The sequence below is a fragment of the Haloferula rosea genome, from assembly GCF_016595525.1.
Taxonomy (GTDB): Bacteria; Verrucomicrobiota; Verrucomicrobiia; order Verrucomicrobiales; family Akkermansiaceae; genus Haloferula; species Haloferula rosea.
This window is the reverse complement of sequence record NZ_JAENII010000004.1, coordinates 162004-183504: the sequence shown is the minus strand read 5'-3', so window position 1 is coordinate 183504 and position 21501 is coordinate 162004. Positions and strand designations below refer to the sequence as shown.

The 21501-nt window shown below is 62.3% G+C and carries 12 protein-coding genes; 7 read left to right on the top strand and 5 right to left on the bottom strand.

What is annotated here, in order from left to right:
- The first annotated feature begins 24 nt into the window (after positions 1 to 24).
- Both JIN81_RS06955 and JIN81_RS06950 read left to right on the top strand, forming a co-directional pair.
- On the top strand, positions 25 to 567 hold the full coding sequence (locus tag JIN81_RS06955; RefSeq protein ID WP_200277981.1) for a hypothetical protein: 543 nt from the start codon (positions 25 to 27) through the stop codon (positions 565 to 567).
- 53 nt (positions 568 to 620) lie between these two features.
- A complete protein-coding gene (locus JIN81_RS06950; protein WP_200277979.1) occupies positions 621 to 2249 on the top strand; it encodes a SpoIIE family protein phosphatase in 1629 nt (542 codons plus the stop codon).
- An 11-nt stretch (positions 2250 to 2260) separates the two neighbouring features.
- Here the strand turns inward: JIN81_RS06950 and JIN81_RS06945 are convergent, their stop codons facing one another.
- The gene (locus tag JIN81_RS06945; RefSeq protein WP_200277978.1) at positions 2261 to 2941 is read right to left on the bottom strand and encodes a response regulator; all 681 of its coding nucleotides are present in this window, start codon (positions 2939 to 2941) and stop codon (positions 2261 to 2263) included.
- Complete coding sequence (locus tag JIN81_RS06940) at positions 2938 to 4869, bottom strand: sensor histidine kinase (protein ID WP_200277976.1); 1932 nt, start codon at positions 4867 to 4869, stop codon at positions 2938 to 2940. The genes JIN81_RS06945 and JIN81_RS06940 overlap by 4 nt, the downstream gene beginning before the upstream one ends.
- Before the next feature lie 379 nt (positions 4870 to 5248).
- On the opposite strand from JIN81_RS06940, the gene JIN81_RS06935 reads away from it, so the two are divergent.
- From JIN81_RS06935 to JIN81_RS06915, 5 genes are all read left to right on the top strand, one after another.
- Positions 5249 to 8272 carry a beta strand repeat-containing protein gene (locus JIN81_RS06935; RefSeq protein ID WP_234044552.1) on the top strand — a complete coding sequence of 1008 codons (3024 nt, stop codon included), beginning with the start codon at positions 5249 to 5251 and terminating at the stop codon, positions 8270 to 8272.
- Positions 8273 to 8373: 101 nt separating this feature from the next.
- Positions 8374 to 9789 carry a glycoside hydrolase family 5 protein gene (locus tag JIN81_RS06930; RefSeq protein WP_200277972.1) on the top strand — a complete coding sequence of 472 codons (1416 nt, stop codon included), beginning with the start codon at positions 8374 to 8376 and terminating at the stop codon, positions 9787 to 9789.
- A gap of 36 nt (positions 9790 to 9825) precedes the next feature.
- Positions 9826 to 12246 carry an alpha/beta fold hydrolase gene (locus JIN81_RS06925; RefSeq protein WP_200277970.1) on the top strand — a complete coding sequence of 807 codons (2421 nt, stop codon included), beginning with the start codon at positions 9826 to 9828 and terminating at the stop codon, positions 12244 to 12246.
- Positions 12247 to 12274: 28 nt separating this feature from the next.
- Positions 12275 to 15934 carry a hypothetical protein gene (locus tag JIN81_RS06920; protein ID WP_200277968.1) on the top strand — a complete coding sequence of 1220 codons (3660 nt, stop codon included), beginning with the start codon at positions 12275 to 12277 and terminating at the stop codon, positions 15932 to 15934.
- A 144-nt stretch (positions 15935 to 16078) separates the two neighbouring features.
- Positions 16079 to 18091 (top strand): beta strand repeat-containing protein, encoded by a 2013-nt coding sequence (locus JIN81_RS06915; protein ID WP_200277966.1) that lies wholly within the window; start codon positions 16079 to 16081, stop codon positions 18089 to 18091.
- A 19-nt stretch (positions 18092 to 18110) separates the two neighbouring features.
- Here the strand turns inward: JIN81_RS06915 and JIN81_RS06910 are convergent, their stop codons facing one another.
- From JIN81_RS06910 to JIN81_RS06900, 3 genes are read right to left on the bottom strand one after another with little or no spacing between them, the layout of a single operon-like run.
- The gene (locus tag JIN81_RS06910) at positions 18111 to 18653 is read right to left on the bottom strand and encodes a flavoprotein (RefSeq protein ID WP_200277964.1); all 543 of its coding nucleotides are present in this window, start codon (positions 18651 to 18653) and stop codon (positions 18111 to 18113) included.
- Positions 18650 to 19246, bottom strand: coding sequence for a guanylate kinase (gene gmk, locus JIN81_RS06905; RefSeq protein WP_200277962.1), 597 nt, complete (start codon positions 19244 to 19246; stop codon positions 18650 to 18652). The genes JIN81_RS06910 and gmk overlap by 4 nt, the downstream gene beginning before the upstream one ends.
- A gap of 6 nt (positions 19247 to 19252) precedes the next feature.
- Entirely contained in the window at positions 19253 to 21361 is a 2109-nt protein-coding gene (locus tag JIN81_RS06900; protein WP_200277961.1) for a M3 family metallopeptidase, read from the bottom strand.
- Positions 21362 to 21501: the final 140 nt, after the last annotated feature.

Here is a 21501-nt window from a genome sequence, read left to right as displayed (position 1 = left end):
CGTCTTCCCGGTTGGATGGCTCTGATGAAATCGCTGCTGCTTCTCGCCCTGGCCTTGCTCACATCCTTCCTGGCCTCCTGCTCCACCCAATCGTGCTGGTCCGGCGGCATCCCGCTGCGCGACATCGAGGAGCGCGCGCGAACCCAAGCATACATCGATTTTGGCGACACCTCGAATGCGAAGGTCTATCTCGGGCTCGCCCATCCGGAAGCCAAGACCGCGACCTACAACCGGCAGGTCGAGAAGGGTGGCTGGATCGAGATCGAGGACTTCAAGTTCTTCGATGAGCCCCTCGATATCCCACGGGACCACATCGAGAAGGTGCTCGCGCTCTACGGTGAGCCGGACTCGCACCAGGCGTGGGGACCGAAGGAACGATGCGCCGGCTTCCACCCGGACTACGCCATCGTTTGGTCATCCGGAGGCACCCGCCGGGTGCTCCAGCTCTGCTACGGTTGCCACGAATGGAAGTTCTTCGGCCCGGGTGGCATGCTACTCACCGACATCTCCGAGAAGGCCTATTTCGGACCCCTCACCCGCAAGTGGCTGAAGAAGGCGAAAGAGTGAAGATCAGGAAACGCATTGCTCCCAAGCCAACTCGCTGATTGATTAACCCTCTGATGAGCCAGCCAGACGACAAGGCGCCAACGGGTCAATCCGAGGAACTCGGGCGCACGGAGCTTGCACTCAAGGCTTCCAACGAAGGCATCTGGGACTGGTACACCGACGAGACCCGCATCTACTACTCGCGCCGGATTCTCGAGTTTCTCGAATGCGGCGAAGGCAGCGCACCGAACCTGTTCCTTCCGCCCCACGAAGTGGTGCACGAGGAAGACCAGGAGGCCTTCGGCCGCGCCCTGCGGGGAGCATTTGATGCGGGGGGACCCGAGCTGCTCGCGATTGACTGCCGCCTGCGGACCGGCAGCGGCGGATGGGTCTGGCTGCGGATCCGTGGATCCGTCGTGCGCGATGGCAAGGGGCACACGACGCGTATCGCCGGCTCGATGATCGACATTTCCCGGCGCAAGGCGGCGGAAGCTCAGATCGAAGAGGACCGGCACATGCTGAGGATGCTCATCGACCACGTGCCGCTGCAGATCTACTTCAAGGATACGGAATCCAAGTTCGTGCTGGTGAACCGGCAGATGGCTTCCTGGAACGGCAAGCGGACGCCCCAACAGGTCATCGGAAAACACGACCGGGATTTCTTTGCCTACGACCACTGGAAGGAAGCGGCGGAGGATGAACTGACGGTGATGGAGACCGCCGAGCCGATCACCGGAAAGCTAGAGCGCGAGGTCCGCGATGATGCCAAGGACACCTGGGTGCTGACCTCGAAGTTTCCGTGGCTTGATCGGAATGGATCGATTTGCGGGACCTTCGGAGTCTCCAGCGACGTGACGGATCTGGTCGAGGCCCAGCAGAAGGCCGCCCACCTCGCCGAGGAACTCAGCCGCCGGAATGCGAGCTACGAGGAGGAAGTCCAGCTCGCCCGCGAGATCCAGCAGGCTCTGGCATCGACCCGCTTCCCGAATGTCCGCACCAAGGACCACGAACTCACCTTCGGCTCACGCTACCTTCCCATCTCGGGCTTGGCGGGGGACTTCTTTGAAGTCGTGCGGATCGAGAAAGGCGTGGCCGGTCTGTTGATCTGCGACGTGATGGGCCATGGGGTGCGGGCTGCTCTGGTCGTCGCCATGCTGCGCGGCCTGCTGGAGAAACAGCGGGAAAGCGCGGGCGAACCGGGGACCTTCCTCTCGGGCCTGAATCTCGGGCTGGCTTCCATCCTTGAGCGTGCGGATGCCACCATGTTCGCCACCGCCTTCTACGCCGTCATCGACCTGAATGCCGATGAACTGCGCTATGCCTGCGCCGGTCACCCCGCAGCGCTCGCCAGCGGGCCGGACGGTGTCCAGTCGCTCGCCGCAGCCCGCGACGAGCGGGGCCCGGGCTTGGGCATCATTCCAGCGGCTGAATTCCCCACCTCCACGCTGTCGCTGGAGCGGGTCGAGCGGCTCATGCTATTCACCGACGGCCTGCTGGAAGCGGAGAACGGCGAGGGCGAACCCTTCCTCGAGACCCGACTGATCAAGAGCATGTCCGATGGCAAGGAGCGCCCGCTCCAGGCGATGCTCGACGGCGTGCTCAAGGACGTCCTCGACTACTCGCAGAACCACAGCTTCGACGACGATGTCTGTTTGCTCGCCATGGAACTGCAGAAGCAGGAGTCCCGGCCGGTATCCTCGTGAAGCGATGGCCGCTAGACCATGCCGTCGCGAAGCGCGCGGGCGACGGCGGCCGAACGACTGTGCACTCCGAGCTTCTTGAAGGTGTGGCGCGTGTGGGAGTCGATGGTGTGGATGCTGACATCGAGCTTGGAAGCCATCTCCTTGGCGGTCAGGCCATCGACCATCAGCGCGAGGATCTCCGATTCGCGAGGTGACAGCTTCACCGGCTGCGATTTCTTCGTGAGGGTGGCGAGAAGCTTCACCACGCGCGAGGCGACCTTCGGCGACATCGGCGAGCCGCCCTCGGCCGCCTCGTGGATGGCGGCAACGATCTCCGGGGGGCGCGCCGTCTTGAGGAGATAGCCACATGCCCCCGCACTGATCGCGGTGCCGATCTTCTGCTCATCCTCGAAGACGGTGAGCAGGACCACGCGGCAGTCCGGAGCGAGCGCGAGGACGTCGTGGATGGCATCCAGGCCACTGCGCCCCGGCAGCCCGACATCCATCAGAAGGACATGAGGCGGCTGACCTGCCGTCGATTCGACCCGCAGTGAGGCGAGCATCGTCTCGGCATTGCTGAAGCTATGCTGACAATCGATCCGATCCGCCTTGGTGCACAGCCTGTGCAGGCTCTTTCGCAGCAAGGTATGGTCTTCGACCAGCCAGACACGCACGGGTGGCACCCCATCTTCAGCTCCTTGGGGATCACTCATGACTGCTTCTTGGTTTTGTGTTTCCTCCACCTTCGCCCGCGCGGCACATCCAGCGTCACCACCGTCCCCTTTCCGGTCGAGGAAACAAGTTCCATCGTGGCGTGAATGTCGGCGGCCCTCTCGCGCAGATTGATCAAGCCATATCCCCCGCTGACGGCGGACGTGTCGAAACCCACGCCGTCGTCCGAGATCTCGACATGCAGCCCGGAGTCATTCGGTTCGATCAGAAAGCGGATCCTGGACGCCCCGGAGTGCCGACAGGCGTTGTGGAGTGCCTCCTTGCAGAACAGGTAGATCTCCCGACGGGTCTCCAGATCCGGTTGAACCAGCCAGGATTCGTCGTCGAGCCGGCACTCGAGTTCCACGCCGCGGACGACGCGTTCCGCCATCTCTTGGAGGACGGGAAGCCAGTCGTTCTCCGCCCCCCGATGCCGCCCCCCGAGGAGCTCCACGAGATCCCGCATGGAATCCGCGCTTTCCCGCGCGACGAGCTCGATCTCCGCGAGGTCACCGCGCATCTGTGCTTCGTCGGTCCCACCCTCCAGCGCGAAGGAGGAGATCAGCGCAATGCTTCCCAGGTTCGATCCCAGCTCATCGTGGAGATCGCGTGCCAGACGTTCCCGCTGGCGCTCGCGATGGATGCGTTGCTTGCGTTTTCCACGCCAGCTGATGAGCCCGCCCGCGACGATCAGGCAGATGATCGTCCCGATGCTGCCGTGAATCAGGAACTGCTGACCTTGATCGAGCAGCATGGTTTTCCTGATATCGATGGCGGCGAGCCGGTCCTCAACCACCCGGCGCCGCTCAAGCCCGTCGACCCACTCACCCAATTCCAGCAGGCGTCCATCACCAGCCAGCCCATCCGTCAGCGCTTCCTTCGACCAGCCATCACCCTCGATGGAATCACGCGAAATCACCTTGGCCCCCTGAGCCACCTGGCGCCCCCCCTCGTAGGCCCTGATCTCCCCGAGCGCGAAAAAATACTCTCCCGCGCTTTCCCTCAAGCGCGTGCCAACCACCGAAATGTAGCGCACGGGCTGCCCATCCAAGCGGATGCACTGGAGGTTCTGGCCGGGTAGATCCAGGTTCTTCGTCGTCCCGTCGAAGACCAGTTGCTGCTCCCCGAAGGTCTCGTCCATCGTGGTGATCACCGCATAGCGCGAGGGAAACCCGAGATTGAACGAACCCGGCACCCCGGGTTTCCACACCGGAGCCAGCTGGATCTCATCCAGATTGAAGGCTTCACCAAGATCCAGCACGACCAGCTTCTCATCGGTCCTCTCCTTGGTTCCCGAGCTCCGCCAGCCGGCCATCACCTCCGGCATGGGGGCCACGGGCAGCCCGAGGGGTGTGGTCATGTCAGTGAGATTGTCCGATGACCAGGTGGGCCGCATCTCACGCGAACTCGAGGCATCCACCCGTCCGCCGAACGCGACATTCCGGGTGCCCGCAAGCACCATCATTTCCGCCAAGGCCAGGGCCTCGGGACCACCCTCCCGCCATGGCTCGGTGGCCGTCAGTCGGATACTCGCGATCTTCACGCCTTCAGGGCAGGCCACCTTGAGCGGATAGATTCCGGGATTCGGGAAATCCTGGGCCGTTTCGTCCATCAACAAGTGGACCTGACCCTCGTGATCTCTGGCTTCGAGCTGGAACCGGCTGGGAAACCCGTAGCCCGGCACCGCTCCCCTCGCCCCTTTCCCGAGCATGGGAAACAGCACGACGAAGTCCGCTTCACTTGGGGCCCCAAGCGTCAGTTCCACCCAGGGATCCTCCCCTTCTCCGACCCTCCCCGTCTGGAAACCACGCCGCATTCCACTGTTGGTGCCGGCGGGGAAAGGAAGCGTCCCGAGCTCCGCCGTGAGCTCCTCCCTCTCGGCGATCAGGGTCTTCAACTCCGCGTTGGCCCAGATCGTCAATTCGTCCACCCAGGCCGGACCTTCCGCACGGCAAGGGCACAGCCCTGCCACCCCTATTCCGAGGGCCAGACTCCGGACCCATGCCCCTTTCACTCCCATTTTCCGAGGCTAGCGCCAGCCACAGCCCGGTAGCAACCACGGACCCATGGCGTCTGACATCACGAATTCTCGTGAGGTGACACCCGTGGCCCCCCCGCCGATCGTAAAGGTTCGAGTGTTGGATTGCCTGCAGCGGTACTCCCACACCGCCCCGACCGTCTCGGTCGCCGTGTTATCCCAAGCGCACTGAACCAACCCTACCCTATTTATGATTGCTCGACACCACTCCGAACCACCGTCCCCCTCGATCGCACCGACTTCAGCCCGCTACCCAATGGCATTCTGCGCGTTGATCGCATGCACCAGACTGGCTTCCGCTGCCGAACTGGTGAAATGGGACATCCCGACCGGATCGGTCGCAACCGTGCCGCCCCAGTCGACCGTGGCGGGCCTCACCGCCACCAACCTGACGCCCGTCGGCTGCCAGAACCAAAGCAACAGCGGTGCCTGGCGGGTCAACAACTTCAACGGAACCGATGACTACATCGAGTTCACCCTGACAACCGACTCGGCGAGCACCGTCACTCTGGAGTCCCTGATCTTCACCGCCCGGGCCCGCGCGGCCTCCGGCTCCGGAGACGACGGCGAATGGACGGACCCCGAGCTGATCCTGGAATACAGCACCTCAAGCGACTACTCCTCGTTGACAAGTGGCGGCACGCTGGATCTCGGACCGACCCTACTTGCCGGAGATGAAGGCACCGACTTCTCATCGCTCGAAGCCACGTTCTTCGGGACCGACCTGGTGATCTCACCGAGCACGACCTACTACTTCCGCCTGCGTGCCTCCAATGCGACCGGCCTGAGAATCAGCCGGAACCAGCTCTACTTCAACTCGACCGATGACATGGTCATCAATGGATCGGTCGCATCCGCAAGCAGCGACCTCCTGTGGGCCGGAGCCGACGGCGCCAACTGGAACACCACCGAGCTGAACTTCACGAACGGCGGATCCCCGTCGCTCTTCACCACCGGAGACCAGGTCACCATCGACACCGCCGGCGGCATCGTCGTCGATGCCGGTGGCGTGGAACCCAGCAACCTGATCGTCACCACCGGCTCCGGGCTCGTCACCCTCAGCGGGGGCTCCGTGACCGCCGCGACTCTCAGCAAATCCGGCAACTCCGATCTTTCGCTCAGCGGGACCAACAGCTTCGTCGGTGGTGTTTCGATCACCGATGGCAGCATCATCCCGAACAGCAACGACTCGCTCGGCTCGGGAACGATCAACATGGACGGCGGGGAAATCAACACCCCCTCCTCGGTGACGGAGATCGCCAACGTGATCGAAATCGGAGCCGCTGGCGGCACCCTTGATACCGACGACAATGTCACCTTCTCCGAGGCCTTCTCCGCGACCGGCGGCGCCGTCGAAGCCAGCCACCGATTGCTGAAGCGAGGCAGTGGCACGCTGACCCTCAGCAAGACCGGCACCGCCTTCGGGTCCCAATCCAACGTCGGTGCTGCGGGAACTTCACTGGAACTCGACATCGTGGCAGGCTCCGTGGTCTTCGAAGGAAACGGATCACGCTTCCTCGGCGGCACCTGTGACTGGGATGCGCCGGTCACCATCAACGGGGGCCTCGTGATGCTCCACGGATCGACCATTGAGGGAACCGGAACCATCTCCATTCCATCCAGCTCGACCCTCGAAGCCCGCTTCAACCGCGGCGACTCCTTCGTGGAGAATGACATCCTGCTTTCCAACTCGGCCGATCTCTCACTCGACTGCCCGACCGGCACCACGAGCCTGAACATCGATGGTGAGATCGACGGCGACGGCAACATCGTCACGATCGGCAACGGCATCGTCCGCCTGACTTCGGACAACGACTACACGGGCACCACCACGGTAAGTACGGGCACCCTCGTACTGGACGGTTCGTTCTCCAATGGTGGCCAGCTCGGATCAGGCGATGTCTCCATCGCCGCAGGTGCCACGCTCAGCGTCGACCGGGGCGGTGAAGTGGACCTGACCAACCTGATCACCGGAGACGGAACCCTGATCCTGACCGGCACCTACGAAGTCTTTGGTGGTGTCTCATCGCGGATCACCCTCGGAGGGGCCAACACCTACACCGGAGCAACCGAAATCCGGGGTGGCACTGTTGAAGTGCCCGTCCTCGCCGACGGCCTGTCGCCGAGCAGCCTCGGTGCCGCCGACGTGTTCCCGTTCTCGCTGCTGCTTCAAGGCGGAGCGACCCTCGACTACACCGGACCCACCGCTTCGACCAACCGCGAGTTCCGCCTCGGCCCCGGCGGTGCGACGATTGCCGCCAACGGCACCGGCCCCCTCTCCTTCACCTCGACATTCGCCATGGTCGGAGAAGGCACGGGAGTCGCCGAACGCACCCTGACCCTGAGCGGCACGGCACCCGGCATCAGCTCCTTCGGAATGGTGATCGAAGACGGCATCAACGCCATTCACAATGTCGTCAAGGCTGGCCCCAACACCTGGGCACTCACCGCCGACAACATCTACAGCGGCACCACCACCGTCACTGAAGGGATTCTCCGGATCGACGGAAACAATCTCGGCCTCGGAGCCATCACGATCCAGGACGGTGCCGCCCTCGGCGGAACTGGATCCAGTGGAGGCGTGGCCACCATCGAGTCCGGTGGTGGTCTGGCCGTCACCATCTCGGACTGGACCGGCGTTGCCGGAGTCGGTTTCGACCAACTCGCCCTGGAAGCACTCGACGCAGGTTCCGTGCCGATGACCCTGACCATTGACAGCACCGGCCTCGCCAACTTCGTCGATGAAGCCAAGAGCTTCACCATCCTCACCACCTTCAGCGGCATCACCAACTTCACCTCCGGCAATGTCACCATCAGTGCACCCGGCTTCCCCGGAGTCGGTAGCTGGACGCTGAGCGAGTCCGCCGGATCGCTGGTCCTCGACTACACCGCCACCCCGGCATCCGACTATGACGATTGGGCCGGGCCAGCCGGATTCAACCTCGTCGAAGGCCCCACCGGTGACGACGATGGTGATGGTGTGAGTAACGAAGACGAATACGCCTTCGGTCTGGATCCCACTGACGGAAGCTCGGTCAACCCCATCGCCGTCGCACTCGACAAGACGGCCGGCACCTTCAGCTACACTCGTCGTGATCCGGCGCTCGGCACGAACCTCAGCTACGCCGTCTGGACCTCCACTGATCTGGACGATTGGATTGAAGACGACACCGCGGTCCAAACGCCCGGAGTCACCGATGGCGACGGCAACCAAACGGTCGGCGTTACCCTGACTGCGGCACCCACCGCACCGGCCTTCTTTGTCCGTGTGATCGCCACCGAGATCCCGGAGTAAGGCGACCTGGTATTCGTTCAAATCGACCTCAAGGGGTCCACGAGGCGGGAGCGGCTTCCTTGGAGGCCGTTCCCCGTGGACCCCACCCTCTGCCACCACCCGTGAGAGACCCGGAATCCACAACGAGACGAGACCGCAGCAGCGCTCCCCACCTGTTCGGAGCGGCTTGTCTCGCCGTTGCCTCACTTTCCACCCTTTCCGCTGACCTTCCGGACGTGGTCGAAGTCGCCCGTTCACCGGACCGTCCGTGGTCGAAGCAACCGACCCGCACCCTTTCCCAGCTCCCGACGATCCCACTCGATGCCGATGGCAGCCCGTTCGGAGGCTACTCGAAAGCCAGTGAGCAAGGGACCGGCTTCTTCCGCACCACGCAAAGAGACGGTCGCTGGTGGCTCGTCGACCCCGAGGGGCACCTCTTCCTTCACCGCGGAGTCACCTCCGTCCGCCAGATCCGAAGCACGCCGGCGAGAGAAAGCCTGCTCGCCCAGTTCGGGTCCGACAAGAATTGGGCGAGCGCCACCTGCGAACTGCTTCGCGACCAGGGGTTCAACGGTCTCGGTGCCTGGTGCGACGAGGAGAAGCTCCAGCCATCCAGTTCGAACATGGTCTACACGCAGCTGTGGAACTTCATGTCATCCTACGGCAAGAAACGCGGCGGCACCTATCAGAAGTCGGGCCATACAGGCTACCCGAATGGATGCCCCTTCATCTTCGACCCCGAGTTCCCTGAGTTCTGTGACAAGCACGCCAGCCAACTCGCGACTTCGAAGGATGACCCGTGGTTGCTCGGCCACTTCACCGACAACGAGCTGCCATGGAACCTCGACCTGCTCGAAAACTACCTCGACCTGCCGGAACGAGACCCCGGACACCGCGCCGCCATCGCGTGGCTGAAGGAACGCCATGGACCCAAGGCGAGGGCGGCTGACATCACCGACTCCGATCGCACCGACTTCCTTGCCTACGCCGCCGACACCTACTTTTCCATCGTGTCCAAGGCCATTCGCAAGCACGACCCGAACCATCTCATCCTCGGCTCCCGCTTCCACGGACGTGCCTTGAGAATCCCGGAGCTCTTCGAAGCCGCGGGCCGGCACGTGGACGTCATCAGCGTGAACTACTATCACGCCTGGACTCCCGACCCGAAGCTGCTCGCCACCTGGGCAAAGCGATCGGGGCGGCCCATCGTCATCAGCGAGTGGTATGCCAAGGCGCTCGACAGCAACCTGGCGAACACCAGTGGGGCCGGCTGGCTCGTCCGGACCCAGGCGGATCGTGCGGCCTTCTATCAGAATTTCACCCTTGGTCTTCTCGAGTCAAAGGTCTGCGTGGGCTGGCACTGGTTCCGCTATTCCGACAATGATCCTGAGGAAAAGGGAACGGACCCGTCGAACCGGGATGCCAACAAGGGAATGGTTTCGAATCGCTACGTGCCCTACGATACCCTGTTGGACGGAATGAAGGACATCAACGAGCGCACCTTCGGCATCATCCGACACTTCGACTACGAAGACTGACAACGGTCTCCCACGTCCACCACCCACCAGACATCCATGATCCGTCTTGCCCTCGTCCTCGCGACCTCATTTGCCGGCATCCTCCACGCTGCGAAACCCTTTGATGCCACTCCACCGGATGGCGTCACCATCCAGCGGGACCTCACATTCCTCGCCCCCGATCGCGGTGAGAAACTCGATCTCTATCAGCCCACCGAACGCGGCAGCGAGCCCGCGCCTGCAGTGGTGATCATCCACGGTGGAGGCTGGACCAGCGGTGACAAGGCGCGGGAGCGCGAGTTCGTCACCGGCACCACCCTGGCCAAGGAAGGTTACGTGGCGATCAGCATCAACTACGAGCTCAGTGCCGGCCGGCGCTGGCCCAACAACCTCCACGATTGCAAGAATGCCGTGCGCTGGCTGCGGGTGAATGCCGGCAAGTTGAACGTCGATCCCGACCGCATCGGTGTGATCGGTGGATCGGCCGGCGGACACCTCGCCCTGATGGTCGCCTACACCGCCAACCATCCGGAGCTCAGCCCGAAACAACCGTATCCGGGCGTTTCAGACGAGGTGCGTGCCTGCGTCGACATGTACGGCATCACCAACCTGCTGACACGCTGCGTGACCGAACCCGACGGCACTCCGACCGACGAACTCAAGGACCACCGGCTGTTCAAGGGTGACCGCCAGAGTGCCGCCGACCTGTGGCGACTCGCCTCCCCGGTCACCCACGTCACGAAGGACTCCCCCCCCACCCTGATTCTCCACGGAACGGCGGACACCACCGTGGACCGTGCGCAATCCGAGGAACTGCACCGGACGCTGCAGCAAGCCGGAGCCACGAGCACGCTCCGCATGATCGATGGCGCGGGCCACGCCTGGCCCCTCAAGAACAAGGATTTCGACCTCCGAAAGGATGTGCTTTCGTTCTTCAACACCCACCTCGTGGCCTCGGAAGGAACCGAGCGGGTGTCGCTCCCACGGTCCGCACGACCCAATGTGCTCTTCATTTCCGTCGACGACCTGAATGACTGGGAGGGCGCCATGGGCGGCAACTCGCAGGCAAAGACACCTCACATGGACCGGCTGTTCGGCCAAGGAGTCCTGTTCACCAATGCGCACTGCTCGCAAGCAGTCTGCACCGCCTCGCGCAACTCGCTGTTGAGCGGCCTGCACCCCACCACCTCCGGGTGGTATGCATCCACCTCCGCCATGCGTCGTACTTACGACGAGGTGATGGGATCCCACAAGATGCTCCCGCAGCATTTCAAGGACAATGGCTACCACACCATGGCCGCCGGCAAGGTGTTCCACCAGGGCGTCTCCGACTACAAGGAACGGACCAAGGACTTCTGGGACGTGACCGCACCGGGCTACAAGGTTCCCAAGGAGTTGATGAAGCGCGGATCCGGATACGGCGGCAGGCACTTCTATCCCTTTCCCAAGGAAGGCAGCCGGATCAGCAACCGCTTCGGTCCCGACGTCGACGGCAACTCACTCTGCGCCGGACCGCTCGACCCCGAAGACATGCCCGGCGGGAAGATGTTCGATGAACTCATCGCCGAGTGGGCGGTGGACCAGCTGGGAGAAAACTACGAGGAGCCGTTCTTCATGGCCGTGGGTTTCGTCCGTCCCCACGTGCCCTTCACCGCACCGAGGAAGTTTTTCGACATGTATGATCCGGCGACGATCCAGATCCCGGAGGTGCCCGAGACCGAGATGTCGGACATTCCAATCATGGGGAAATCCATCGCCTACGGGACGATTCAGGGAGGCGACCACCACGCGGTCCTGACCATCGACGACGACTACTGGAAGGAACTCGTCCACGGCTACCTCGCCTGCGTTTCATTTGTCGACGAGCAGATCGGCAAGGTGATCACCGCTCTCGAGGACAGCCCCCATGCTGACAACACCATCATCGTCCTGTGGTCGGATCACGGTCAGCACCTCGGCGAGAAACACACTTGGCGGAAGCAGTCGCTGTGGGAGGAAGCCACCCGCGTCCCCCTGTTCTTCAAGGCGCCGGGAGTTTCCATCGCCGGCAAGACCAGCCCCCAAGTGGTCAGCCTGCTCGACATCTACCCGACGCTCGTCGACCTCTGCGACCTCCCGCAGGCTCCCAAGCTGGACGGGCAGTCGCTTGTTCCGCTGCTCAGGAATCCCTCACTGACCAGCAAGCGTCCGGTCCTGAATACGTGGTACTACGGCAACCATGCGATTCGCAGCAACGACTGGCGCTACATACGCTATCGTGATGGGAGCGAGGAATTGTACGACCACCGGAAGGACCAGGGTGAACACCGGAATCTCGCCAAGGACCCGGAATACGCCGCGATCATCGCCGAACACAGAAAGTTCCTGCCCACCAAGGAAGCGCTGCCTGCAGGCGACTCCGAGTGGGAAGGCGACAAGCTGGACCGGAGGGTGAGGGAGTGGCAATCCGACGACTCCATCCCCGATTGGCTCCGATAGCCCCTGCCCAATTTCCAACCTACCCTGTATGAATCGACTTCTCTCATCCCTTTCCTTCGGCCTCGTGCTGATGACCCCGCTCACTTCACATGCGCTCGAACCGGGCGACGTGATGGTGGTGGGATACCAATCAAGCGGCACGGACGCGGTCTCGTTCGTGACCTGGGTCGAGCTGGCGGCTGGAGAGTCCATCACGATCCTCGACGCTGAATACAGCGCGGCCACAGGAACCTATGACAGTCCTTCCACGATGGTATGGACGAACGACACGGGTTCTCCCGTCGCTCCCGGAACCGTGATCGTGGTAACCGACACGGCAACTCCAAGCGCCAACATCGGATCGGCTTCGGGAAACCTGGGGTTAACCAACCAAGGTGAGCAGTTCTTCCTCATCCGGGGCACGATCAGCGGTGGCAATCTGGTGGGCGACCTGCTCTTCGGGGTCGACTACGATGCCTCCAGTGGAAGTGGCTGGGATGGAGGTGGCGAGTCCGATCTTCCAAGTGGGCTGGGCACGAACCATCTGTTCCTTGATGGCGAGACATCGAATGAGTTCACATCCTCAAGGACGGGACAGGATCTCGCGACCTTCAAGAATCAGGTGCTCAACCTCTCGAACTGGGGAAGCCTCGCAGGAGCCTCGTTGGACAGCACCTCCTTCCAGCCGAACTCAAGTGCCCCCGACTACCTCCCCGGGGATCTCATGTTCGTGGGATGGAATACCACTTCACCGGACTCGTTGAGTTTCGTCACCTGGGTCGACATCCCGAACGGGGAGTCCTTCCTCTTCATCGATGCCGAGTACGATGGTGGTGGTGATGGAAGCGGCAAAGGCATTGGTGGTGGCTCCTATGCGAGCCCGAACACCATGACATGGACCAACACCGAAGGCGTGGACCTGCCCGCAGGGACCGTCGTCGTCGTCACCGACATGGCGAATGGATCGTCCACCGCCAATGTCGGAACCACGACCGGCGGCTTTGCCCTGACGAACCAGGGAGAACAAATGTTCATTGCCCAAGGTTCCCTGCTGAACAGCGGCGGCAATGACTACTTCGAGGGCGATTTGATCTTCGGGGTCGACTTCGAAGGCGACGTGGGCTGGGGAGAAGCCGGTGAGTCGGAACTTCCCGGGACACTCAACGTCCCTGGCGGCAACCTCAGCTTCGGCGACCAGCCAGCCCTCGAATACTCCGGCACACGAAACGGTTTACCGGTGGAGGACTATCCGGTTCTGGTTCTCAATGCAGCGAACTGGCAGGCCCTCTCGTCGAGTCCCTCCGGCGAGTCGTTCGTCGAAACCGTGATTCCCCCCGTCGTCGTTCCCGACGAGCTGGGCCAGGTGAACGAGGGACTTCTTTTCCATGCCCGGCGGATGAATGGTGGCCAGCCCATTCTTGATGAGACATGGAGCCTGGCACAAGGCGCCAGCAGCGGTAACTCCGACAACCTGAACGGGGCATTCTGCATCCGGCTTCCGGACGACTTACCAACCGGCCAGCGGGTGCATCCCAGCGCGAAATACTATCTCTACTTCGCGGACCATGCCGGGACCTACATCCGGATGGCCTGGGCGGCGGACCTCGAGGGCAGCTGGACTGGCTACCGCATGGATCAGGGCATCTACTCGTCGGGAGACCGGGGGGTTCTGGACCTCGGTAGCGATGGTGAGATCGATCTGGGGGGCTCTTCGGTTCAAGACCACATCGCTTCCCCCCAGGTTTTGATCGAACGCGACGACTCAGACCCCCAGAACCCGGCGTTCCAGTTCGTGATGTTCTACCACGGAAGGCGGGATGATCCGAACAATGGTCCTCAGAGAACCTTTGTCGCCACCTCATCGGATGGACTCAATTTCAATCAACCGTCCGGTGGCGACAGCCGACCCGGACAGTCGGGCCACGGCACCCGTGACTTCTCCCACGGCGACAGCTACTTCCGTGTCTTCAACGAGGGTGGCCGATACTACGCCTTCTCCAACACCGGTGATCTGTTCGCTGTCGATGAAAACAGCCCTGCCGATCTACTAAGCCCATCGTGGTCGAAAGGGCCCCAGCCTTTCATCACCGAAACCGAAAGCCGCGGATGGGTGGGCTGGAGTGATCCTCCCGGCAGCCAAACGATCGGGGATCTCCGCCCACGCCACTTCGGTGTGCTCAAGCGCAACGGAATCCTCTACGCGTTTCTGACCAACAAGGCGGCAAGCCCGGAACAGATTCAGGTCTCGACCTTCAACTTCGCCGACCTTCCATCCGGCACAAATGACTCTTGGAGGGACTGGAAAGGAGCTTTCCCAAGCCAGGAATTGATCGCTCCAGAAGAGAACTGGGAGGGAGGAGACCTCCCCATCGACATTTCCCGACTGGGTTCGGCCACCGGTGTCCGCCAGTTGCGCGATCCCGGCATTCTTGAGGACCTTGATGGGCGGACCTACCTGTTCTATTCGGGCAGGGGCGAGGAGGCCATCGGTGTGGCCCAGCTGGTCAGCCGCCCGGTGGTCCGTGAACTGAATGGAGTCACCGAAGTCACCACCGGAGCCGATCACACCTTCTCCGTGACCACGGATGTCGACGTTTCGGCATCGATGAGGAGGATCTCGAAGACGACGCCGATTGCTCTCTCCTTCGGAGCCGAAGACAGTGAACCCGAGGAGCTGGTCTACGCCGGGAATGGCCTTGCCCACGAACAGACAGACACGGTGAATGCGGGTGCGAAGTCGTATCGTCTGGCACACGATTCCAGTGGCCAAAGCACCACTCTCACCTTCCCGGATACCTACTACGCCCGCCCGGGCACCACGCTGGCATTCAACAGCCGCATGGGCAACTCAAGCACCGGCCAGTTCGCCGAGGTCCAGATCTCGTTCGACGGCACCACGTGGCAAACCCTCTGGATTCAGCAGGGCGGAACCGAGGAGTCCATCTTCACCAAAGTGAATGTGGGCATGGATGACGTGAAGGGCCGCATCTTCCAATTGCGGTTCCGCTACATTCACGAAACCGTCCGCAATCCGAGCTACGAATCGGGCACCTCGTCGAACAGGGGCTGGTTCTTTGATCAGATCGTGGCGACCGGGCTCGAGACCGTGACCAACATCCACGAGTCGGCCTTCACCGCGGGCAGCTTCACCTTGGCGGAAATCACACCGATCCTGGATCCCCACCTCACCGTCGAGGCGGGAGGTGAGGAGGATCGCTTCCTGATTCAGGTGGCCGGCCTCCATTCTGGGACCGGCTTCAGTGAAGCCATCGGCTACGGCAAGCCCTACGTCGTGCGGGTGCGCGACAGCTACGAGGACTTCCTCGCGGAGAATTTCATCCCTGATGGCAACGGACAGTATCCGGCGGACTCGGGTGAGCATGAAGACCCGGATGGCGACGGCTTCGTGAACCTGGTTGAGCACGGCTTCGGCACCGACCCGAACGTGGCCAACGTCCAGCCCGTCCGCATCGCCAACACACCCGGCATCGGCCCGGATCCGACAATCGCCTTCAGCTGGAATCCGAATTCAGCCTACGGCTACGAACTCCAAATGAGCACCACCCTCAATGGTGACTTCGTACCCATCCCCTTCGTGGAAACGCTGACGCCCAACGGCGATCTCGTTGACGTCGAACTCAAGCCCGATCCATCGCTCTACCCCTTGGGGGACAAGGCATTCTTCCGACTCAGCATTCCAAGCCCGTGAGAAGCTCCGGCCCACATCACCCGATGGCCTGAATGGCAAACCGTCAACTCACTCTGTCCGCGGACCCTCACGAATACTCGTGAGGCGACACCTCGTCCGTTCGCCCCTACATTCACAACCAAAGTCGCCAAGACTCCCCTCAGCATGTACCGCTCCCATACCTTTCCCCTGTCCCTCGCCGCCTCGCTCATCGGCTTATCCCACGCTCAAGACCTCTACTGGAGCGGCGATGGCGGAACCCAAGGAGGGGGTGACCCACAGGACATCACGGCGTACCAGTGGAACAACTCGGACAACTGGGCAACCAACCTGGGTGGAACCCCTTCCGGGTCCGCACCATCCAATACGGATCATGTGGAATTCACGACGACCGATGAACTCTCGGAGAGTTTCATCGTCCACCTGAACAACAACAACCGGGACGTGGGGATCGTATCCGTGCGATCCACCGGAAGCCTCCAGTTCATCCACGACAACAATCCTAGCAGCCCGAACTCCGCAAGCTTGGGGATCACCGAACGGTTCACCTCCCAAGTGGGCGCTGGTCCTGTAACATTCGGCACCCTCGATGACACCATCGTCTCAGGGTCTGACACCATCGCTGATTACCAGAACATCAGTGTGGAAGCACTTTCCAATGCCCTGGAAATCGAGAACAACTCGAGCAACGCCATCACCTTCGATGGCGTTCTTCGCGCTGACTCCAGTGTCTCTGGAGCAGCCACGATCACGCTTTCGGGCACCGGATCAGGAGGATTCGTTTTCAACAACGACATCGACAACACCACGGGCAGCGGAACGGCGGTCGTCAACCTTGTCGTCAATACGGCCTCCAATACCGTAACCGAACTCAACGCGAGCAGCGACTACAGCGGCGGCACCTCGATCCTCAGTGGTATCGTAAAGCTGGGCCATGTCTTCGCCCTTGGAGACAGCGCGGGTGGAGCCGCCGGGGAAGGAGTCATCTCATCCCTCACGGGCACCCTTGACGTCAATGGTCTCGACATCGCCAACCCACTCGCCAACGGGTCCTCCGGAACGATCGACGATGGAACCATCACAAACACCGGCGGCAGCGCCAATCTCACCGGCATGGGCAACTTCATTGCCTTTGGCAGCGCCGGTGATGAACGGAACATCAACATCGACGGCACCGGGGAAATCATTCTCGGGCAACAGATCGCTGGTCGATACTCCATCACGAAGGATGGCTCGAACACCCTGCGTCTGACCAATGGCAGCAACAGCTACAACCAAGGAACCACCCTCAACGGCGGTGTCCTGATCGTTGAGGACGATTCCGCTCTGGGGTTCGGCACCCTGACCATCAACGGTGGCACCTTTGCCGCTGACAATACAACGGTCGAACTCGCCAACAACGTCGTGGTCAACGCTGATTTCACAACGGGCGGCTTCGGGTCACGGACGGAGTTTAATGGCGATGTCGACCTCGGGGGTGACACGCGAGCCATCACTCTCGAAAGCACCACCGGTTTCAACGGAGTCATTTCAAATGGTGGTGTCGAGATCATCGGCGACAGCGCATCCCGCACCGTCACCTTCACGGGTGAAAACACCTACAGCGGACCCACCATCGTCACTTCCGGCACTCTCGTGGTGGATGGCAGCATCGAGAACAGCACGATCAGCGTAAGCGCCGGAGCCACTCTGGGCGGAAGCGGAACCGTGGGCGACGTGACCATTGCGACCGGTGCCTTCCACAATCCTGGCAACAGCCCGGGCATCATGGGCACCGGAGACTACAATCTCTCCGGCAGCGTCATCATCGAAGTGATCGGGTCGACTCCCGGGGTCGGCGGTCACGACCAGATCGATGTCACCGGCACCGTCGATATCACGGGCGGCACCCTGGTCGATCAATTCACTGCGGGAAGCTTCGTGAACGGCGACATGCTCTTCATCCTCGTGAACGACGGAACGGATGCGATCACAGGAACCTTCACGGGTCTCGCCCAAGGCGATACGGTCACCAACTACGACGGTCTCGACTGGGTGATCAGCTACAATGCCGACAGCGCCGGCTCGACCTTCACCGGCGGCAATGACATTGCCCTCATGGCCGTGCCGGAACCAAGCATCTCGGTGCTCTTCGGGAGCCTTGGCGTGCTCGCCATCCTGCGCCGCCGCAGGATGTGATCGGCTGTCCTGGCCGGCTTCAAAGTCGAAGCGACAGCTCGCCGATCGCGGCGAGGATGTCGCCGACTTCGGACATCCGCCCAAGCCCCTGGTAGCCGCAGGCGAGTTCGCCTTCGGCGGGGCCGACGAAGTGGCAGCCGTCCTCGGCAAGCCGGGTGACGTTCCTGCGGGTGGCCGGATGATCCCACATCTTGCCATTCATCGCGGGAGCGAGCAGCACGGTGGTGGTGCGTGGCAGCGCGAGGTAGATCGAGCTCAGTGAGTCGGGCGCCAGACCATTGGCGAAATTGGCGAGCGTGTTGGCCGATGCCGGGGCGACCACGAGCAGATCGGCATTGTCCGCCAGATCGATGTGACCCGGCTTCCAACTCTGCTTCTCGTCCTCCAGGCCGACGAGCACGGATGTCCGGGTCAGGGTCTGGAGCGTCAGCTGGGTGATGAATTCCGTCGCCGACGGTGTCATCACCGGATGGACGTCATGACCGGCCTTCACCAACTGCGACGCGAGATCCGCCGCCTTGTAGGCAGCGATCGAACCGGTGATGCCAAGGACGATGTTCATGAATCCAGGCGGGAAACCCGCAAACGTTCGGCGACCAGCAGCGCCTTGAACCGGCTGTAGTCCTCTTCCCGGGTGGCCGAGAGCAGGCGGTAGCGATACTCCGGCCAGTGGGCCATTTCCTCGATCGCATTCTTCAACCGCAGGGCGATCACCTCCTCACTGTCGGTGCCGCGGCCAGTCAGGCGGGCGGCGAGCTCACGCTCGTCGGGCGGCATGACGAAAAGGTCCACCAGAGCGCGCTGGATCGCGGGGTCCTCGCAACCGCGGACCTGCGCCGCGCCCTGCACGTCGATATCCATCACGACATCCTTGCCGTCCAGCAGCCGGTCGATCACCTCACTACGAAGAGTGCCGTACTTGTTGCCGTGGACCTCGGCAAACTCGAGGAATTCACCCGCCCCGACCTTGCGGTCGAATTCATCGGTCGAAAGGAAGTAATACTCACTGCCGTGCTTCTCGCCCTCCCGCGGATCGCGGGTGGTGCATGAGACGGAGAACTCGGCCTCCCCCTCGCCTTCGAGACGACGGCAGAGGGTGGACTTGCCCGAGCCCGACGGGCCGGAAACGAGAAAGAGAATGCCGGTGCGCTTCATGACGAATCAGGCGACGTTCTGCGAAAGGCCGGAACGGACAAGGAGGGGTTCAAGCTCGGGGTCGCGCCCCATGAAACGCCGGAACAACTCGTCCACGGGATGGGAGTTGCCCTTCGAGAGGACATGCTCGCGGAAATCGCGGCCGACGGCTTCGGAGATGACTCCATCCGACTGGAAACGGGTGAAGGCATCGGCATCCAGCACTTCCGCCCACTTGTAGGAGTAATAGCCGGCGGCATATCCGGTGGGCGAGCTGAACAGGTGGTTGAAGCGGCGTGCCATGCTCGGCGATTCGGTCTTCATCGGTGCCTTGTAGCCGTCGAGGATCTCCGCGTCCACTTCATCGAGGTCCCGGCCGGCGTAGCGACCCGGATGGAGGTGGAGCTCGAGGTCGAGCTTGCCGAACGCCAGTTGGCGCATGAAGGCGGTCGCACTCATGTAGTTGCGGGCGGCGATCATCCGCTCGAAGAGCTCGTCGGGGATCACCTCATCCGTCTCGTGATGGCGGGCGAAGAGGTTGAGCGACTCCCGGTCCCAGCAGAAGTTCTCCATGATCTGGGAAGGCAGCTCGACGAAGTCCCACGGCACGTTGGTTCCCGCCAGTGCGCGCACCGGCACGTCGCTGAGCAGGCCGTGGAGCAGATGCCCGAACTCATGGAAGATCGTCTCCACCTCGCGGTGGGTCAGAAGCGCCTGCTTGCCGTCCACCGGTGGGGTCATGTTGCCGATGATCAGTCCGAGATGGGGCTTGCGCCCGGCACCGTCCACCGGTGGCAGCCCGGTTTCCAGGCAGTTCATCCACGCGCCACCGCGCTTCGACTCACGCGGGTGCCAGTCGGCATAGAATGATCCGAGATGTTCGCCGCTCCCGGCATCCCGCATGTCGTAGAACTTGACCTCCGGATGCCAGACCTCGATGTCTGCCGCACAATCCGGCCTCATACCAGGTTCATAGTATTTGGATTCCTTCTCCTCGATGCTGATCCCGAAAAGCTTGGAGCACAGCTCGAACATGCCGCCCATCACCCGGTCGACCGGGAAATACGGGCGAAGCGCCTCATCATCGAGGCTGTACTTCTCCTTGCGGCACTTCTCCGCCCAGTAGGAGAACTCCCAGGGTTCGAGCGCCTCGACGGCCTCACCCGTCTTCTCCGCCTTGTACGCGCACAGGTCCTTGTATTCCTGCTGGAACGGGCCGGCGATCTTTTCGTGCAGGTCCTCGGTGAAGCCCAGAGCGGTCTCGCCATTGCGGGCCATCCGGCGCTGCAGCGTGAGATCGGCGAAGTGCTTTTGTCCGAGAATCTCGGCCTTTTCCTGACGCAGCTTGAGGATGTTCCAGATCAACGCGGTGTTGTCGTATTCTCCTTCAGCGCCGACCTTGGTCGATGCCTCCCAGACCTGACGCCGGATGTCATCGTCGTCGACGTGCTGGAGGACGGGATACATCGATGGAAACTGAAGGGTGAATCGCCACGCCGGTTTTTCTTCGCTGCCGAGTCCCTTGGCCTTCGCATTCGCGAGGGCGGCCGCCTTGGCGGAATCGGGAAGCCCGGCGAGTTTTGCTTCATCCTCGATGACCAGTTCCCACGCGTTGGTGGAGTCGAGCACGTGCTCGGAGAACTTCTTGGTCAGCTTCGACAGCTCGGCCTGGATCTCGGCGACCCGTTCCTTGTCTTCCTTGCCGAGGTCGGCACCGGCCTGGGTGAAATCGAGCATGGTCTCCTCGACGTGACGGCGACGGACCGGGTCGAGCTCGTCGGCTGCCGCGGACTGCCCGAAGGCGCGGAGGATCGCCCACAGCCGGGGGTTGAGTGGCACGGAGGAATAGAAGTCGGACACCTCGGGGAGCATCTGGTTGAGCGCCTCACGCTGAGCAGGCTCATCGCGCACGGAGTCGAGGTGGTTCAGACGCCCCCACCCCCGCTCAAGCAGCTCGCTCGCCTCCTCAAGGGCCCCGAAGGTTGATTCATAGGTGGCGCGCGCCGGGTCCTGATCGCAGATGGCTTCGATCCGCTCCTTGGCCGTATCGAGGGCATGGCGAATGTCGGGTTCCACGGCTTCCGGGACCAAGGTGGACCATTTGACGTGTAGGGCGTCGTCGAGGAATGGATGCATGGCTGTTACCTAAGGTATCCTCCCGGAAAGTGAACCGGAAAGTCCACCCGCCGCCGGATGTCGAGGGAAGGCCAGCGACGCGAGCCCGCCCCCACATCCGCTCGGCGGACGAATTCGCGTGATCTTGCGCGACAGATGGA

What these genes read in the sequence shown, in the direction of transcription:
- JIN81_RS06945 (WP_200277978.1), bottom strand. Translation starts at nt 2,941, where the DNA reads ATGAGTGATCCCCAAGGAGCTGAAGATGGGGTGCCACCCGTGCGTGTC.
- JIN81_RS06920 (WP_200277968.1), top strand. Translation starts at nt 12,275, where the DNA reads ATGAATCGACTTCTCTCATCCCTTTCCTTCGGCCTCGTGCTGATGACC.
- JIN81_RS06925 (WP_200277970.1), top strand. Translation starts at nt 9,826, where the DNA reads ATGATCCGTCTTGCCCTCGTCCTCGCGACCTCATTTGCCGGCATCCTC.
- JIN81_RS06915 (WP_200277966.1), top strand. Translation starts at nt 16,079, where the DNA reads ATGTACCGCTCCCATACCTTTCCCCTGTCCCTCGCCGCCTCGCTCATC.
- JIN81_RS06910 (WP_200277964.1), bottom strand. Translation starts at nt 18,653, where the DNA reads ATGAACATCGTCCTTGGCATCACCGGTTCGATCGCTGCCTACAAGGCG.
- JIN81_RS06950 (WP_200277979.1), top strand. Translation starts at nt 621, where the DNA reads ATGAGCCAGCCAGACGACAAGGCGCCAACGGGTCAATCCGAGGAACTC.
- JIN81_RS06900 (WP_200277961.1), bottom strand. Translation starts at nt 21,361, where the DNA reads ATGCATCCATTCCTCGACGACGCCCTACACGTCAAATGGTCCACCTTG.
- gmk (WP_200277962.1), bottom strand. Translation starts at nt 19,246, where the DNA reads ATGAAGCGCACCGGCATTCTCTTTCTCGTTTCCGGCCCGTCGGGCTCG.
- JIN81_RS06955 (WP_200277981.1), top strand. Translation starts at nt 25, where the DNA reads ATGAAATCGCTGCTGCTTCTCGCCCTGGCCTTGCTCACATCCTTCCTG.